Below are 16297 nucleotides of genomic sequence, written 5' to 3'. Positions count from 1 at the left end.
GTACTCATATTCAGCAGTTTTCAAGCCAATAGCTGCATTGGTGTCCGATAGCACTCCAAGAAAGGCGATTTTCTTCATATAACGACTCCTGAGTCCGTTAGTTCCACTCGCAGGATAACCAAACACATCATCTTACCCATCACTCGCTTGCGCAAACTCGGCTAACCTACGGTAAATCCCTACAATCTCCTCCATTGGCATTCTTACCAGACCACTAGAAGAGGGAGCTACGAATTCACGTACACCGTCCACCATCGGAGGTATATCCCCTTGAAATCCCCAGTTTGCTTTAGTCCTACGACTAAACTCTGTATATACACCTTTTCCTACAAAACAGGCGACCTGTGGGCGATACAATTCCAGCTTGGAGCGAAGCAATTCGCGGCCCTCATTATATTCCTCACGGGTAATATCGTCGATTCCGCGTGTGGGCCTGGCAACAATATTCGTAAAACCATACCCCAGCTTAAGCAGTTCCCCGTCCTCAGACGCGTCGTACAACCGAGGAGTAAGTCCTGAATTGTGTAAAATTCTCCAGAAATTATTCCGTGGATTCGCGTAGTGATGCCCTACCTCACCTGAGCGAATACTCGGGTTAAAACCAATAAATACAATCTGTAATCCGTGATCTAGGTGATCTGGAATTTCATCCATGTGATTATGCCTCCTAACCAAACGATGTTCTAATTCTACAATGGGGTATACACATTAAGACAGGAAGCAGGAATTGGGTCCGCCAGCCATACCTCATTACCCGCATAATAAAAGGTTACACCCATTTGACCAGCACTAATCGTATCAACGGTCAGCAGAATCAATTTCCCTCTGCGGCTTCCAGCCAAACTAGCAAAATGTGTCCCTTCGGACAAATGAACATATTGACGTCCCATTGATTGGAGTCCCTCTTCCAAAATAACTGAAAGAACGCCAGCATGAGTTCCGTGATAAAGCGTAGATGGCGGAGTTCCTTTCTACAACCGTGGATCTACCGGATCAGACTCCAGCGACAATGCAGCAAGCACACATTCATGTACGCGTTCTATCGGCTCTTTACGAATAAAACGTTCCACCGATTCCCGACCAAGCGCACATTCCATCAAGGCATGACGCTCTTTTTTGCTTGTTTTGCGCTGCTTGAGGCGTACAAGATTGTCCGGCTGTAAATAATCTATCCCATAGATAATATGCAGATATTTGCGCCCTCTCACCTTGAGTGCAGGCTGAACCATTTTATCACCATTACTTGTTATAAAAGTTTCCGGCTTGATAACAATCCCTTCATGCCCGTCCTCCGTCATTTCCTCCCACCAACGGATCACCTGCTCCTCGTCAGCTTCGTTACAAACCGTGCGATATTCAGTCTCCATAAACAAAGGTGACGCCTCAGCTAGCTCACGATTATGCTCCATATGCCAAAGATGACTGTGTTCAAAGAAAGTTTGTCCGCTATGCGCAAGCGTGTGGAAGGGAGCAATCTTAATCCCGTCCAATCCACTTACGTCCCAGCAATACTTTTGGAAGGCTTCCTTAAAAAGAAGAGCATTCTGAAGCTTCTCCTCCATTTCCAGGATCCACGAGGCAACATCTCGCCCTGATCTTTCAGCCTCACGCAGCTTCTCCAAAAGATGCTCCCGATCCAGCAAAGCGGCTTCAGCCACATAGGCATATTGGGAGGATATCAGCTCACGTGCTTTTCTTTGTCGCTCCTGTCATATAAATTATGCGGGTTTTTGGCCAGTAGTTGAGACAACATCCCCGCTCCTGACCCCGTCGCCTTGATGATCAAATGCATAAGCTTCATCTCTCCTTAATTAACAATTATTGAATTGCGAACTTACCAGTTCCATTGCCCCGTTTCTCCCCAGACCTCTATTAGTGCTGATCGGAACAAGACATCTAACGCTTCATCCATAACACCAACACTCTGTTCAAAAGCAGAAGCAACCGCCTCATAATGAGCAATTCGCTCCTCCAAATAAATATTGATAACATCCAAGCGCGGCTCCAGATTTAGTTCATCACCGGACATTTTACGAAATAACAGGCTCTGTACAGCTTCCTGTAATTCTGAACCTTGTGGAATCAAATCCTGTACAAGCACATTAAAATCGAGCGGCGGCACTTCGTTGTATTTTTCAATCCAAGCGCATGCTAAGAGTGGTCTTAATACGTAAAAATATTTCTTAATTTTAACCTCACTGCCTTGCAGATAATCCCGGTAATTTCCTCGCGCCATGTTCAAATAGTGGTAAATGCATGATTTTGGCGAAAAGCTTTGTGGCGAGAGTTCACGGATACTTTCGGCTACAGCGTATTTTTCTTCATAGCGAATCGGTGATTCTAACCATTCCAGCAGAGGCGGATTAGATTTCCGAAATAGATTAAGCCCCTTCTTCAAGTCCCAACCGTTAATATCAAGCATCTCACTGATCGGCCGTTCTATTACATCCCTGTGCCCAAAAATAGATAAATACGCCTCAGGTCTCCGTATGTATAGGAATCTAACATCATAATCACTATCTTTGGATGGAAATCCCCAAGCCCGGCTCCCCGATTCACACGCATACAAAATGCGAACATCTTCTTCAGATTCAATAGTCCGAAGCTGCTGAATGATCGATGGATGTATTTCTGTCATCTCATTTCCTCCCTTAGAACCTCTAAATATGCAAAAAAGACCATGGACTCCATCGTCCATGGCCGGGCTTCACCTAAATACAGAACTCTTACCAGTTAATACAACGTTGTTGATTCGCCGGAAACGAATATACTGGTTCTGAGGCTGACCTGTAAGCCAAGGTAACAGATAGACGCAAATATGGATAAGCATTATACGATAGCTGATTATTCATATTGTTATTCATCTGTCCTTACCCCCAAGTCAAATTATACTTTATTCAGTTCCATTTCATCCTTAACATATCTCCAAAAGCATAATCCAACTATCCAGTTTTTGTCAACCAGTAGTCTGTTTATCTTTAATCTTCCACTTACCTTATTCTTATCTTATTTCAGTATTGCCTTCAATTCAGGCGTCATATCCGAATCTTTTAACATTACGAAATCGCTATAACCCTCCTTATATAGCAACTTCACTATGTAGTTGCCATTCTCAACGCCATAATTGAAACGATGATTCAAAATATCCGTTAATAGTGCCTTATCCTTTGTAACAACTGTACGATTATTTTCACGTGCAAGCACTACTCTTTGTTCAGGACTAGTAGGATTCTTAGGTGTTTGCTTATCCATAAAGTCATCTTTTATTATCTCTGCGGACTGTATATCTTCAGCGGTTGACCGAACTTTGTCAGCATATCCTTTATCTGTCATCCATTTCTCCAACTCATGAAAAGATGATTTCCAAGGATAATAATAACCGTAACTTGAAGATGGCCGATCACTTTCCTCTTTTACCTTTAATTCTGTTTGGATATTAGCCACATCAGGTTTTCCGTCCTTATCTAGCTGTACTTCGTAGGACATATTCAAAATTTCGCGTTTGATAATCTCCTTTAGCTCTAAAATTTCCCCGGTATCAGAGATGGCTACTTTTTTATTTCTGTTGGTAATCCACATATAATCCAGGTCTTTGTCTAACAGAGTTAAATTATACTTTTCATACTTGAAGTCCTCGGTCTCCTTAATCACCTTAAGCTCTGCTTCGAATCCCTTGTTAGGAATCCAGTATTCCCTCACTAGCTTGTTGCCGTTCTCCAATTGATAGGCCAGAGTAAAATATTCATAAACATATTGTTGTGAGGTATGTTCTGGACGTACCGCAACTACCGCTTGATGAAGTTTACGGACAACCTCTATATAATCTTTATTATCGGAAAAAGGATCCTGCCCCATAAAAGGTGTAGTGTACATATCATCCATTTTGGTATACATGTGGTAGTTACTTCCCATATATACACCACTAATCTTATCACTAGAAGGCACTCTAGCTTCATACCCGGTAATACTTGATACTGGGATATACAGAATTAACCCCATCATTACCGCATAAACTGCAAACTCAGCTACCATTTTACGCGTCATAATCTGCCATGTTTTCCGAATAATCATTTCCGCAGCAACATAGCCGATAATGGCTCCGATGGTATATCCACTAATCACCCAGCCGATCTGCTGTTGCTTCATTTGCGCAAAATAATTACCGGCAATAAGCATAGTACATAACATAACCCCTGCTTTAAACAGCGGGTTGAAATATCCAAAAGCGATAGCCTGACCCGCTTTTTCAGTATTACGTTTACGGTATAACAGATAGGACAACCCAATAAATAGAAGTGCCAATACCCCATAAATCCATAACTCTGTATTGGTGAATGGCTCGCCGGTAAAATAATACACAATATGAACAAACGGAGACCACATCTGCAAACTAGAATTACGGAAGTTTACATTTGCATTTGCATAACCATAAAGATACATGGCGAAATGGCTATTGATTAATGAGATCAGTACAACAGGAAGAATAAGCAAAATATAAATGATAATTCCCTGAAGAATAGATTGGCCCGTGCATATTCCCACAAAAACACTAAAGCAGAAGAGGAACAAAGTCAGAATACTAACCGTGATACACCATTGCCAAATATCTGCGCCTTGAAAAATATAAAAATTACCACTCCAATGCTTAACAACCGCAACCACCCCAGCAGTTAACCAAACCGGCACCAACAGTAAGGTAAGTCCACTCGTCAGATGAGCTATAAATAAATGCTCTCTGCGTAAAGGCAGGCCATGCCAAAGATCTGCGGGTGATTTTGCCTGAAGGTATCGGAATAAGAATAGTCCTGCGGCAACTGGGATCGTAATGATAAACAAGGCTTGCACACTACCTGCTATGCGAAATAAATGATCAATTTCCTGCGGTTTTGCATTCGGATTGTTGCTCATGAAGAGCTGCAATGGAAGTGCGAATAATAAGCCAAGTGCATATATGATCCCAATCCAGCCATGCTGGCGGAAGTTCTGGCGAAAAATACTGCTATTAAAGTAGTAATGGCTGCGCGTCATATCCGACATCCCCCATTTCATAAATAAAGATCTCTTCTAACGTCAATGGAAGCAAATCGAATACGTATGGCTCGTACACCTGAAAGGCCGCATTGATACGTTCACGATCCCCTTTTACAATGTATAGATTCACACTTCCCCGGCGCTCTTGATGCAGAATTTGCAGCTTCGCAGCTAAAGGAATTTCATGTCGTTCATCTCGGAAGGCCACTTGAATTTTATGTGTATCCGCCTTAAGATCATCCAGATCCTTCTCAATCAACATTTTTCCACCATGCATAATCCCGACATGATCACAAAGATCCTCGATCTCACGTAGATTATGCGAAGAAATGATTACCGTTAGCTCGCGTTCAGCAACCTCCTGAAATAGCAGGTTTTTGATCTGACGTCGCATAACTGGATCTAACCCGTCAATCGGCTCATCCATAATTAGCACATCTGGCATACAGCTTAAACATAACCAGAAGGACGCTTGCCGCTGCATCCCTTTGGAGAAACGACTAAGCTTACGCTTCTTATCGAGCTGAAAGACGGTCCCCAAATCTTCAAAACGCTTCTGATTCCAGCTCGGATAGATCGAGCGATAGAAGGCTGCCATTTGCAGCATGGTGGATTGTGGAAAAAAGTAAGGAGAATCCGGCATAAAAATAACCCGTTGCTTAGTTGTTGGGTGTTCGAATACCACTTCACCATCCACCTTCACGGTCCCCTTATCTGGAGAGTAAATACCTGCTAAGGTCTTCAGCAACGTAGTTTTACCCGCTCCATTAGACCCGAGCAGCCCATAAATCGTCCCTTTACGTACCGTTAAAGAGATATCATCAACGGCCTTTTCCCCTTGAAATAACTTGCTGACTCCTCGAATCTCAATCATTACTCTTCCCTCCTTCTCTCTGCTTCTCCACTTGCTCATACAATGAACTAATCTCAGCTGCGGTGAACCCAAGATATACCGCTTCCGCCATCAGTCTGAGCAGCTCATCCCGGACTTCAGCTTTTTTGATCTCATTTTGTTCTTTTTTCATCGGGGCTACAAAACTCCCTTTCCCCTGCAGTGAATAGATATATCCCTCACGTTCCAATTCACGGTAAGCCTTCTGAATCGTATTGGGATTCACGGTTAGCTGCTGGGATAACATCCTTACAGAAGGTAGCTGTTCATCCGTCTGCAATATACCATGCAGAATCATTTCCTTGACCTTATCGGTCAGCTGCTCATAAATCGGCTTCCGACTACGAACATCCAATTCGAACATAACTTTCCTCCTTCCACTATCTTGCATTAAATCCATTATAGTGTGTATTAACTGTACTACTATTATTAATACAGTTTAAGCAATATGTCAACGCAAAAAATCCCCGCAGCTATAAAACCACCGTGGGGATTGTTCTCATAATTAGACACTTTATTAGCTTGAGGTATTCACACTCTCGACTCTTGACTCAGAAAAACCCGGGTACGTTCCTGCTGTGGATGATCAAAAATCTGCTCCGGTGTTCCAGACTCCGTGATCTCACCGTTGTCCATAAAAATCACACGATCCGCAACATCACGAGCAAAATTCATCTCATGAGTAACAACAATCATCGTCATATTCTCCTCAGCAAGTTGACGGATGACGCGTAGCACCTCACCGGTGAGTTCGGGATCAAGCGCGGAGGTGGGTTCATCGAACAATAAAATATCCGGATTCAGCATTAACGCTCTCGCGATGGCAACCCGCTGCTTCTGTCCACCGGACAGCTTTGCAGGATACACATCCGCTTTTTCAGAAAGGCCTACCTTAGAGAGCAAGTCCTTGCTTCTAGCCATAATCTCCTTCACACTCTCCCGCTTTAACATCCTTGGAGCTAGCTCTAGATTGCCTCGCACCGTCAGGTGTGGAAATAGATTAAAGTGTTGAAACACCATACCCATGGATGCCGTGATCTCACGAACACTTGCACCACTAGCGTATTTTCCATTCTCCACGAGTGGCTTACCTTGGATCAAGATGCTTCCACCCGTAACTTCCTCTAGATGAACTAGACTACGCAGCATTGTACTCTTACCTGAACCGGAAGGTCCGATAACAGCGACGGCTTCACCCGCCTGAATATTGAAACTAACCTTCTTCAACACATCCAAATTGCCGAAGGATTTCTGTAAATCACTTACTTCTATCATGCTACTCATAATCGGACAGTCCCTTTACTCGAATTTGAAACGTTTCTCCAGTGCTTTGAAGAATAAAGTTAGCACCAGCGTCATCAGTAAATAAATCACTCCCGCCACTACAAAGGGAGTTACAGTAAAGTCTCGATTTACTGCTGTTTTGGCATAGTTCAGAAGCTCAGGTACAGCAACGGCATATAGTAGAGCCGTATCTTTGACCAAGGAAATCGATTCATTGGCCACAGCGGGCAAAGCTACCCTGAACATTTGAGCTAGAATTACCTTGCGCAGCGTTTGCCATTTACTCAGTCCGAGTACTTTGGCTGCTTCATGCTGCCCTTTATCAATGGAGAGCATGCCACCACGAAAGATCTCTGCGAAATATGCCCCATAGTTAAGAATAAACCCTAGACTCGCCGCAACGAAACGGTCCATGACCAGATATTGTCCAATCACCGGAATCTGTGGCAAACCAAAGCAAAAAAATAACAATTGCAGTAAAAGAGGTGTTCCCCGCATGACATAGATGTAGGTATGTGCAATCCATGCCAAGGGCTTAATCACACTCTTCGCCATCAAGGTGACTAGGAACCCAAGCGGAATCGATACCAAAATAACAATAAGAAACAATAAAACTGTTGTACGCGCGCCTTCTAACATCGGCCCGGATATTTGTATAATATAATCCATTTTCATTTCTCCAATAAATTCTGTATATTGACCTTCTATTTCAATACCTTATTCTCACCAAACCACTTCGTGGAGATCTTCTCAGCCGTTCCATCGCTGTTCATTTCATCTAAAGCTTTTTGAAGTTCTTCCAGCAGTGCCTCATTACCTTTCTTAATTCCAATACCGTACTGCTCAGGAGCAAGCGATTCATCTAGCAGTTTAAAGGTATTAGGCTCTTTTGACATATAATATCTGGCTACCACTTCATCAATGACTACACCGTCCAGGCGCTTAGTCTTCAAATCTGTGAGCGCTAGCACGTTATCCGGAAATTCCGATACATTAGCAATTTGTTCTTTAATCGGATTAGCATTTAAAGCATCGGCTGCGGAGGATAGACTTTGAAGGCCTACCTCTTTACCAGCCAAATCATTAAGCTTCGAAATAGAGGAATCCGCTAATACCACTACTACCTGGCTATTTTCAAGATATGGCTTAGTGAATAACACCTTTTCCTTACGTTCATCTGTGATGGTATAACCATTCCAAATCATATCAATGCGCCCACTATTCAGTTCTGACTCCTTAGCCGACCAGTCAATAGGCTGAAAAGTGATTTCTTTACCCATTTTCTCAGCTGCAGCTCTGGCATAGTCGATATCAAACCCAACAATTTCATTGTTCTCATCTCTAAAGCCCATTGGAGCGAACTTATCATCGATTCCGATTACCAGCTTTCCATCCTTGCTCCCAGAAGACGAACAGCCTGATAAAGCTGCAATAACCATGATCATAAATAAAACTAAAAGTGCATTTTTCTTCATCTCTTTTATCCCCCATCGTTGACACAGCGCTGTGTGCTTTAGTTCGCTAATACGTTATCAGAGTATCATGATAACATGACAAATTAACTACGTCGATAGATTAGAGAGGCCTACATGTGTCAAATCTACAAAGATTTCAGACAACAAAAAAAGACGACAGATCAAATCTGCCGCCTCATCAATATGAATGATTTAATTTTACTATCAGATTTAGCGCTTATCGTTCCAAAAATTGTTAGGCTCCATATCTGAAGTAATAATATGAAACGCATAGCCTTCTTTCTTCAGCGCCTCTAGGATGCGTGGAAGAACTTTAAGTGTAGCCTTTTGATCATGCATTAAAATTACTGGGCTGCTCTTCTTCAGACTATGAACTTCTCTCATAACCGTACTATAGATGGAATTACTATCGTTCTTATATCTCCAATCCTCAGAGTCAACATTCCAATCCCACAGATGATACCCTTGAGTTAGTATCTTATCTCTATAAGCTTTTGTTAAATAAGGTTTACTACCATAAGGTGTACGAATCAGCGTTGTACTTTGACCTGTAATCTTCTTCAGAATCGCATTATCATCATTCATCTCTTTCAACGCCGACGCCGGAGATGCATAAAATTTATCTTTCACATGTGTCATGCCGTGTAAAGCAGGTGCATGTCCATCTTTCACTAAGCGTTTTACTTGAGACGCGTGTGCGTTCATGTTATTTCCTAGCATAAAGAAGGTTGCCTTCACATCATACTTCGCCAAGATATCAAGTAGTTGAGAGGTTGTAGCGGATGGGCCATCATCAAAGCTAAGATATAAGACCTTCCCATTTGTGCCCGTCGTCCCTGTAGTTACATTTTGTTGCAAATCCTTTTTATGTTGATTCACGAATGCAGCATCGTCTAATTTAGCCCCGGAATTATACACTCTTAATAAAGATTGAGCTGGCTTAAACGAAATTGAAAATCCAAGATGAGAGGTCATCTTCACAGGAACCATCGTTCTACCATTTTCCACAAATGTTTTCAGCGGAATAGTCTTTCCATTAGGGAGAAGAGCTGTTGCGTGATCATTCAGCAGTTCGATGGAACCGTTGTTCCCTTGAACATGAATTCCAACACCCTGAAGGGTAAGATTAAGATTCAGTTCTAGGGACAAATCACGCAGTGAAACATAATATGTATCCTTTATCGACACTGCATCAATTTTAGTTAATTTATCGTTCACCCCTAATTTCAGGGATCCTGCCGCACCCGCTGCATTCACTGTATCTATCTCTCGTACCAAACCAGTACATACGAATAATACTATAAATAATAGCCACACTTTCTTTTTAAACATCTTAAAAAATCTCCCATCTCGTATATTTACCTATAACATTATCATAGATTAATAGATAGAAATTTGAGAGATTGTAACTTAATACAGAATAATTTGTTACCCTTTTTAAGGCTTGCAGATATTTCGACAAAATTCATCAAGGTATGTATTCTGGCCAAATCCTGTCATACCAACAAAAAATGGTTAAATTCCAATCCTTTTGCACAAAATAGATGTGTCCAAATTAGCAACATTAGTAAATTATTGAACAAAGTTTGAACAGAAAAAAATAACCATTAAACAGCGCGGCTACAGTGATCTTTATCATATCATTAGGAACTTGTAACAAAATGATCACACATATTTAACTTGATCGCCATTATTAAGGCCTATTATGGCTTAGATGGAAAAATAAGTCTTTTGCTTTCTTTCTCATTAGTTCTTACTATAGATGAAGGTAATGATGAGGGTTAATTAATAGAAGTATTGAAGGAAGGAGCTTAAGCATGAACAAAAAGGGACCGTTATACGCTTTATTTCTCAGCCTAATTTTACTCTTGCCAGGATGCAGTTCAATCGCTGTTCTGAATCCGAAGGGGCCGGCTGCGAGAACGCTGTCTGACACGATCATCCTCTCCATTGTTGTGATGCTCGGTGTTCTAGCAGTTGTCTACATCTTATATGTCTTCGTACTATTGAAATACCGCGCTAAGAAAAGTAACGAAGATTATATTCCTCCTCACGAGGAAGGAAACAAATGGTTGGAGGCCATCTGGATCACCATTCCGATTATTATCGTGGCGTTCCTCTCTGTGGTCACTGTCAAAACGACAGTAGATGTAGAAAACGTTGCAGCGGATTATAAAGATCAGAAACCGCTTGTAATCTATGCTTCCTCCTCCAACTGGAAATGGCATTTCAGCTATCCTGAGGAAGGTATTGAAACTGTAAACTATGTGAACATTCCAGTTCACCGCGCTGTCGAGTTCAGATTGTACTCTTTCGGTACGATCTCAAGTCTCTGGATCCCACAATTGGGAGGACAGAAATACGCGATGAGTGACATGCTTACAACACTGCATCTTTCAGCGGATACTGTAGGTTCTTATACCGGTAGAAATGCGAACTTTAATGGTAAGGGTTTTGCCCACATGGAATTTGAAGCCCTTGCGATGACGGATAAGGACTATCAAGAATGGGTCAAAGACGTTAAAGAAACAGCAGGTCCACTAACCGAAGACGAATTCAAAGGTCTTTTGAAAATGGAATATGTCGGACGTAAAACGTATACCAACACTCACTTATCCTTTAGCCCTCCTCCGGGAGATCATGGCGACCATATGAGTAATAATGGTAAAGAAATGGATATGGATAATGGAACTGTGGAGCACCAGGATAATAAAGAAATCCACCCGACTCCTGCACCATCTAGCGAGACCGAATTCAACAGTGAGCCTAATCCAGAACTGGATGAACAGAGCACTTCACATGAAGGACATTAGTCAATGTTAATTGAGCAACTTGAAAGGAGCGATTCCTAATGGATTGGGATAAATTTAAGGTCCACGGCGAACCCCTGATTTACGGGGCTATGGCAAGTATTGTTTTAGCTACGATCGGGATTATCGTCGGCCTGACCTATTTTAAAAAATGGGGATACTTATGGCGCGAATGGTTAACTACCGTTGACCACAAACGTATCGGGGTTATGTATATCCTTGCTGCGCTACTAATGCTTTTCCGCGGCGGCGTTGACGCTATTATGATGAAGCTGCAAACCGCAGCCCCAGACATGAAATTTCTTGACGCACAGCATTACAACGAGGTATTTACAACACACGGCTTGATCATGATTCTCTTTATGGCCATGCCGTTTATTATCGGTCTGATGAACGTTATCGTTCCGTTACAAATCGGCGCCAGAGACGTTGCCTTCCCACGTCTTAACGCCGTCAGCTTCTGGCTCTTCTTCTTCGGAGCAATGCTGCTTAACATTTCGTTTGTTATCGGGGGATCGCCAGATGCTGGTTGGTCTGCGTACTTCCCACTAGCAAGTATAGAGTTCAGCCCAACGGTGGGTAACAACTACTACTCGCTCGCTCTACAAATATCAGGTATCGGTACACTCCTCACAGGCGTTAACTTTATTGTAACGATTCTGAAGATGCGTGCACCTGGCATGAAGCTGATGAAAATGCCAATGTTTACATGGTCCGTGCTAATCACGAACATAATTATCGTATTCGCTTTCCCAGTGCTTACGGTAGCGCTCGCTTTGATGATGTTCGACCGGTTGTTCGGCTCTCAATTCTTCACGATGGCCAACGGCGGTATGGATATGTTATGGGCCAACCTCTTCTGGGTATGGGGACATCCAGAGGTATATATCGTTGTCTTACCGGCATTCGGTATTTATAGCGAAATTATCGCCACCTTCTCCAAAAAGAACCTGTATGGTTACACATCCATGGTCTTTAGTATGTTGATCATTTCCCTCTTGTCCTTCTTAGTATGGGCTCACCATTTCTATACAATGGGTCAAGGCGCTATGGTTAACAGCTTCTTCTCGATTACAACCATGGCCATTGCGGTACCAACGGGTGTGAAAATATTTAACTGGCTATTCACCTTACGAAAAGGGCGAATATCCTTTACGACACCGATGCTTTATACCCTGGCCTTTATTCCGATCTTTACGATTGGTGGGGTTACAGGTGTCATGCTGGCAATGGCCAGTGCCGATTACCAGTACCATAATACGATGTTCCTGGTAGCGCATTTCCACTACGTTCTTATTCCAGGTGCTGTATTCGCCGTTATCGCAGGTTTCCATTACTGGTTCCCTAAAGTATTCGGCTTCCGTCTTAATGAACGTCTTGGTAAGCATGCTTTCTGGTGGATTATCATTTCCTTTAACGTATCGTTCTTCCCGCTGTTTATTCTCGGACTCAAGGGCATGACCCGTCGACAATACACTTATTCTGCGGATACCGGATTTGGTCCGCTGAGTATGGTCTCATTCGTAGGTGCGATCGGTCTCGCTATTGGATTTGTAATTCTGGTTTATAACATTTACTGGAGTACTCGTTACGAGCCAAGAGATACCGATGGAGATCCATGGGATGCACGTACACTAGAGTGGGCAACCAAGAGCCCGATTCCAGCTTACAACTTCGCAGTGGTTCCAACTGTAAAAACACGCGATGCGTTCTGGACTTCTAAAATGGACAAAGTACCACTCTTTGAAGACAAGATTACTAAGATCCATATGCCTAGCAACACCGGCAAACCATTTATTTTGGGCGTTATCTTCTTCGTCGCAGGATTCTCTCTGGTATTCAGCCTATGGATTCCAGCAATTATCTCCGGAGTAGGTATCCTCATCGTTCTAGCTTTTATGTCCTTCGATCGGGATCACGGATTCTACATCCCTGCTGAAGAAGTTATTGCTACTGAAAAGAAATTGCGGGGTGAGACAGTATGAAAATAGATGCGTCTAAGCCGCTTGAATACTCAACAGAGGAGAATAGTAATAAAATCTTTGGCTTCTGGGTCTTTCTAGGAGCAGAGATTGCACTATTCGCTACGTTGTTCACAGTTTACTTTGTAATGGTAGACCGTTTTGCCAGCGGCCCTAGCGGGCCGGACCTTTTTGAAATTGGTCCAGTAATGATCGAAACATTGCTGCTGCTAACAAGCTCGTTCACGATTGGTCTTGCAGTCCATGCTATGCGGCACGGCTACCAAAAAGCCATGATGGTCTTTTTCGGACTAACCCTATTAATGGGTCTCGGCTTCCTTGGTATTGAAATCACGGAGTTTGTCACTTATGTTCACGAAGGGGCTACACTTCAAACCAGCGGTTTCCTATCCAGTCTCTTTGTACTGCTAGGAACTCACGGAGCTCACGTATCGTTCGGGTTCCTCTGGGGTGCAGCTATTCTAATCCAGTTGAAGCGTCAAGGTATTACTCCGGCTACGGCCAATAAATCCTTTATCTTCTCGCTGTACTGGCATTTCTTGGACGTTGTCTGGATCTTTATTTTCAGCTTCGTCTATCTGAAAGGACTGATGTAGCATGATGAAGCAACTGTTTCCAATTCGCCATGTGATGGGTTTCTTAGCCTCTCTTGTCCTTTCTGTGGCTGCACTTGCTGTAATCTACCTTGATCTATCCAATACTGCGAACATGGCTATCCTGCTTGTTACAGCGCTCATTCAGGCTTCCTTGCAGCTCTTCCTGTTCATGCATATTGGAGAATCAGCGGATACCAAGAAAGAACTTTATATCAATATCGCCTATGCCTTATTTGTTGGCTTAGTTACGATCTTTGGTACGCTCTTCATCTTCGTATGGGGCTGGTATGCTTAATTCCATTTAATAACACACAAAAGGACGTCTCCAAAGCCTAAATGGCTCTGGGACGTCCTTTTTTTTCAATTCGCGTTATAATCTAAATCGTGCTAAAGTCTTCTGTAAATCTTCCGCCAGCACCGCTAAATACTGAGCGGATGCGGACATTTCCTCCATAGCAGACAGTTGCTGCTGACTAGCTGCGCTAGTGTCCTGAACACCCACTGCCCCTCTATTGGATATAGCATTGACCTGTTCCATTGCTGCCGCTACACCTTGTGACTCTAAGGAGACATGCGCAACCGCCTCTCTAATCTCTTCCGTCTGCAGTGTTGCTTCTTTAATAGAACTTTGAATCTCATGAAACGCTTGAGATACGAGCTGACTTTGAGCTACTCCGTTAGAGACTAGCTCAGAGCCTGAAGCCATTGATTCTACTGCTTTTTCAGTTTGCTTTTGAATATGCGTAATAATATCTGTTACCTTCAGTGAACTGTTTCGCGTCGCTTCTGCAAGACCCCGAATTTCTCCAGCAACTACAGCAAAGCCACGTCCATGTTCTCCAGCTCTCGCTGCTTCGATAGAAGCATTAAGCGCTAGCAAGTTTGTCTGTGTTGCAATTCCGTTAATTGTAGTAATAATTGTATTTATATCCTGAGACAGCTGCCCAAGGTTACTAATGATCTCTTGGCTCTGAGATACGCCGGAGTCGATTTCCTTCATCTGTTCAATGATGTTATCTACGGCGATTACCCCTCGATCTGTTGAACCAGAAGCGACTCCCATAAGGTCGGACATTTCAAAACTGCTACTTTCTACGGCCGAAATATTATTAGTCATAGCTTGTATAGACTGAGAAGTACGATTAATGCTTTCCGTCTGTTCATCAAACCCCGCTGCAATCTCACCTGAAGATTCGGCGATCATTTGCGAAGCCAGTGAGGTCTGCTCAGCACTAGCGCTCATCTCTTGCGATGAGGCTGATAACAACTCTGCACTCTCCGCAATGCCTTGCATCATCTTCCGTAAGCTCTCCAGCATATTGTTAAATGAGTTATTAATTTGGCCGATTTCATCCTTAGCGGTATACGTTGCTGTGACGGTTAAATCTCCATCTTCCGCCCGCTTCATTAAACCTTGCAGTTCCTTAAGAGGTTTCGTAATCAGTCGAATGATTGCAACACTAAGCACGATACAAATGATCCAAGAGAACGATATCAACACTAAACTTTTAGTCTTCATTCTTTCAGCGGTAGCAGTGGACTCTAAATTATAATCTCCAGCTCCCTTTAGCAACGAATCGCTTATTCCTTTAAGCATATTGATCATTTTCTCACGAGAAATACTAAAATCCCCCGTGAATACTTGAAAGGCCTCTTGTCTACCTTTGCTATCGGCAATCTGAATAATACTGTCCCTTTGTGCACGATAGTCTGTTAAGGAGGACTCATATTCCTTTATTTTACTCAAAATGGCACTATCATTGTACTGGACGGTCTTCAGCTTGTTCAATAGATCATTATTTTCCTGAACTTTCCCCTTAATGCTCTCTAACAAATCTTTGTTCTTGTTTGCATCAACGCTAATCAAACGCTCCAAAAGAAAGGCTTCAATGGCCCGATTATTTGTACGCATTTGCCCCACGTAAGAAATTGGCAACAAGTTTTCATTGTACGTCTCTTTTGTTTTTTGGGTCATTTTGTCCATGGTGATAAAGCCAGTTACCCCCACGATGTTCAACATGACTACAGAAAATACCAAAAGAATTCCAATTTTGTACTTCACTTTCATATTCTTCATCTGCATTCCGCCTTCACATAATCTAACTCACTATCTATTTTTATCGGTTAGAGAGGTGAATTGTTTGATGATTTTTAATAAAATTATGAATAAAATTGTCGAAAAAAAGTTTCTTTTGTCAAATATTGCAACGAAAGAAAATAAAAACGG

General features: G+C 42.6%; 14 protein-coding genes and 2 pseudogenes. 4 read left to right on the top strand and 12 right to left on the bottom strand.

Annotated elements, in window-relative coordinates; all coding sequences use genetic code 11:
• Positions 1-132: 132 nt before the first annotated feature.
• The 11 genes and pseudogenes from QNH28_RS04645 to QNH28_RS04595 all read right to left on the bottom strand — a co-directional run bounded on the left by QNH28_RS04645 (position 133) and on the right by QNH28_RS04595 (position 10014).
• A complete protein-coding gene (locus QNH28_RS04645; protein WP_283910364.1) occupies positions 133-654 on the bottom strand; it encodes a mismatch-specific DNA-glycosylase in 522 nt (173 codons plus the stop codon).
• A gap of 35 nt (positions 655-689) precedes the next feature.
• Positions 690-968, bottom strand: a pseudogene (locus QNH28_RS04640) (RNA 2'-phosphotransferase); the annotation flags it as partial.
• A gap of 3 nt (positions 969-971) precedes the next feature.
• Positions 972-1685, bottom strand: a pseudogene (locus QNH28_RS04635) (polynucleotide kinase-phosphatase); the annotation flags it as partial.
• Between the two features lie 149 nt (positions 1686-1834).
• On the bottom strand, positions 1835-2638 hold the full coding sequence (locus QNH28_RS04630) for a nucleotidyltransferase domain-containing protein (RefSeq protein WP_283910362.1): 804 nt from the start codon (positions 2636-2638) through the stop codon (positions 1835-1837).
• 368 nt (positions 2639-3006) lie between these two features.
• Positions 3007-5028: a hypothetical protein gene (locus QNH28_RS04625; RefSeq protein ID WP_283910361.1), complete on the bottom strand. Its 2022-nt coding sequence runs from the start codon at positions 5026-5028 to the stop codon at positions 3007-3009.
• A complete protein-coding gene (locus tag QNH28_RS04620; protein ID WP_283910360.1) occupies positions 5003-5905 on the bottom strand; it encodes an ABC transporter ATP-binding protein in 903 nt (300 codons plus the stop codon). The genes QNH28_RS04625 and QNH28_RS04620 overlap by 26 nt, the downstream gene beginning before the upstream one ends.
• Positions 5898-6287 carry a GntR family transcriptional regulator gene (locus QNH28_RS04615; protein WP_283910359.1) on the bottom strand — a complete coding sequence of 130 codons (390 nt, stop codon included), beginning with the start codon at positions 6285-6287 and terminating at the stop codon, positions 5898-5900. Before QNH28_RS04615 ends, QNH28_RS04620 begins: the two co-directional genes overlap by 8 nt.
• Positions 6288-6454: 167 nt before the next feature.
• Positions 6455-7207, bottom strand: a complete 753-nt coding sequence (locus tag QNH28_RS04610) for an amino acid ABC transporter ATP-binding protein (RefSeq protein WP_481858356.1) — start codon at positions 7205-7207, stop codon at positions 6455-6457.
• A gap of 15 nt (positions 7208-7222) precedes the next feature.
• A complete protein-coding gene (locus QNH28_RS04605; RefSeq protein ID WP_042124383.1) occupies positions 7223-7882 on the bottom strand; it encodes an amino acid ABC transporter permease in 660 nt (219 codons plus the stop codon).
• Between the two features lie 29 nt (positions 7883-7911).
• Positions 7912-8682 carry an amino acid ABC transporter substrate-binding protein gene (locus tag QNH28_RS04600; protein ID WP_283910358.1) on the bottom strand — a complete coding sequence of 257 codons (771 nt, stop codon included), beginning with the start codon at positions 8680-8682 and terminating at the stop codon, positions 7912-7914.
• A 210-nt stretch (positions 8683-8892) separates the two neighbouring features.
• On the bottom strand, positions 8893-10014 hold the full coding sequence (locus QNH28_RS04595) for a polysaccharide deacetylase family protein (RefSeq protein WP_283910357.1): 1122 nt from the start codon (positions 10012-10014) through the stop codon (positions 8893-8895).
• A gap of 485 nt (positions 10015-10499) precedes the next feature.
• On the opposite strand from QNH28_RS04595, the gene qoxA reads away from it, so the two are divergent.
• Genes qoxA through qoxD form a run of 4 tightly spaced genes read left to right on the top strand, consistent with a single transcriptional unit; the run spans position 10500 to position 14365 of the window.
• On the top strand, positions 10500-11495 hold the full coding sequence (gene qoxA / locus QNH28_RS04590; protein ID WP_283910356.1) for a cytochrome aa3 quinol oxidase subunit II: 996 nt from the start codon (positions 10500-10502) through the stop codon (positions 11493-11495).
• Between the two features lie 38 nt (positions 11496-11533).
• Complete coding sequence (gene qoxB, locus QNH28_RS04585) at positions 11534-13477, top strand: cytochrome aa3 quinol oxidase subunit I (RefSeq protein WP_283910355.1); 1944 nt, start codon at positions 11534-11536, stop codon at positions 13475-13477.
• Positions 13474-14070: a cytochrome aa3 quinol oxidase subunit III gene (gene qoxC, locus QNH28_RS04580; protein ID WP_094871514.1), complete on the top strand. Its 597-nt coding sequence runs from the start codon at positions 13474-13476 to the stop codon at positions 14068-14070. Before qoxB ends, qoxC begins: the two co-directional genes overlap by 4 nt.
• Before the next feature lie 4 nt (positions 14071-14074).
• Positions 14075-14365, top strand: coding sequence for a cytochrome aa3 quinol oxidase subunit IV (gene qoxD / locus QNH28_RS04575; protein WP_036680878.1), 291 nt, complete (start codon positions 14075-14077; stop codon positions 14363-14365).
• 75 nt (positions 14366-14440) lie between these two features.
• On the opposite strand, the gene QNH28_RS04570 is transcribed toward qoxD, so the two are convergent.
• Complete coding sequence (locus QNH28_RS04570) at positions 14441-16147, bottom strand: methyl-accepting chemotaxis protein (RefSeq protein WP_283910354.1); 1707 nt, start codon at positions 16145-16147, stop codon at positions 14441-14443.
• Positions 16148-16297: the final 150 nt, after the last annotated feature.

The organism is Paenibacillus sp. G2S3, from assembly GCF_030123105.1.
Classification (GTDB): Bacteria; Bacillota; Bacilli; order Paenibacillales; family Paenibacillaceae; genus Paenibacillus_AQ.
Note: the sequence above shows the minus strand (reverse complement) of the source record. Positions and strands in the feature narration are given on the sequence as shown.

Coding starts and splice junctions, on each gene's coding strand:
- QNH28_RS04615 (WP_283910359.1), bottom strand. CDS start 6,287: ATGTTCGAATTGGATGTTCGTAGTCGGAAGCCGATTTATGAGCAGCTG.
- QNH28_RS04620 (WP_283910360.1), bottom strand. CDS start 5,905: ATGATTGAGATTCGAGGAGTCAGCAAGTTATTTCAAGGGGAAAAGGCC.
- QNH28_RS04595 (WP_283910357.1), bottom strand. CDS start 10,014: ATGTTTAAAAAGAAAGTGTGGCTATTATTTATAGTATTATTCGTATGT.
- QNH28_RS04570 (WP_283910354.1), bottom strand. CDS start 16,147: ATGAAGAATATGAAAGTGAAGTACAAAATTGGAATTCTTTTGGTATTT.
- QNH28_RS04645 (WP_283910364.1), bottom strand. CDS start 654: ATGGATGAAATTCCAGATCACCTAGATCACGGATTACAGATTGTATTT.
- qoxB (WP_283910355.1), top strand. CDS start 11,534: ATGGATTGGGATAAATTTAAGGTCCACGGCGAACCCCTGATTTACGGG.
- QNH28_RS04630 (WP_283910362.1), bottom strand. CDS start 2,638: ATGACAGAAATACATCCATCGATCATTCAGCAGCTTCGGACTATTGAA.
- QNH28_RS04600 (WP_283910358.1), bottom strand. CDS start 8,682: ATGAAGAAAAATGCACTTTTAGTTTTATTTATGATCATGGTTATTGCA.
- QNH28_RS04625 (WP_283910361.1), bottom strand. CDS start 5,028: ATGACGCGCAGCCATTACTACTTTAATAGCAGTATTTTTCGCCAGAAC.
- qoxA (WP_283910356.1), top strand. CDS start 10,500: ATGAACAAAAAGGGACCGTTATACGCTTTATTTCTCAGCCTAATTTTA.
- qoxD (WP_036680878.1), top strand. CDS start 14,075: ATGAAGCAACTGTTTCCAATTCGCCATGTGATGGGTTTCTTAGCCTCT.
- QNH28_RS04610 (WP_481858356.1), bottom strand. CDS start 7,207: ATGAGTAGCATGATAGAAGTAAGTGATTTACAGAAATCCTTCGGCAAT.
- qoxC (WP_094871514.1), top strand. CDS start 13,474: ATGAAAATAGATGCGTCTAAGCCGCTTGAATACTCAACAGAGGAGAAT.
- QNH28_RS04605 (WP_042124383.1), bottom strand. CDS start 7,882: ATGAAAATGGATTATATTATACAAATATCCGGGCCGATGTTAGAAGGC.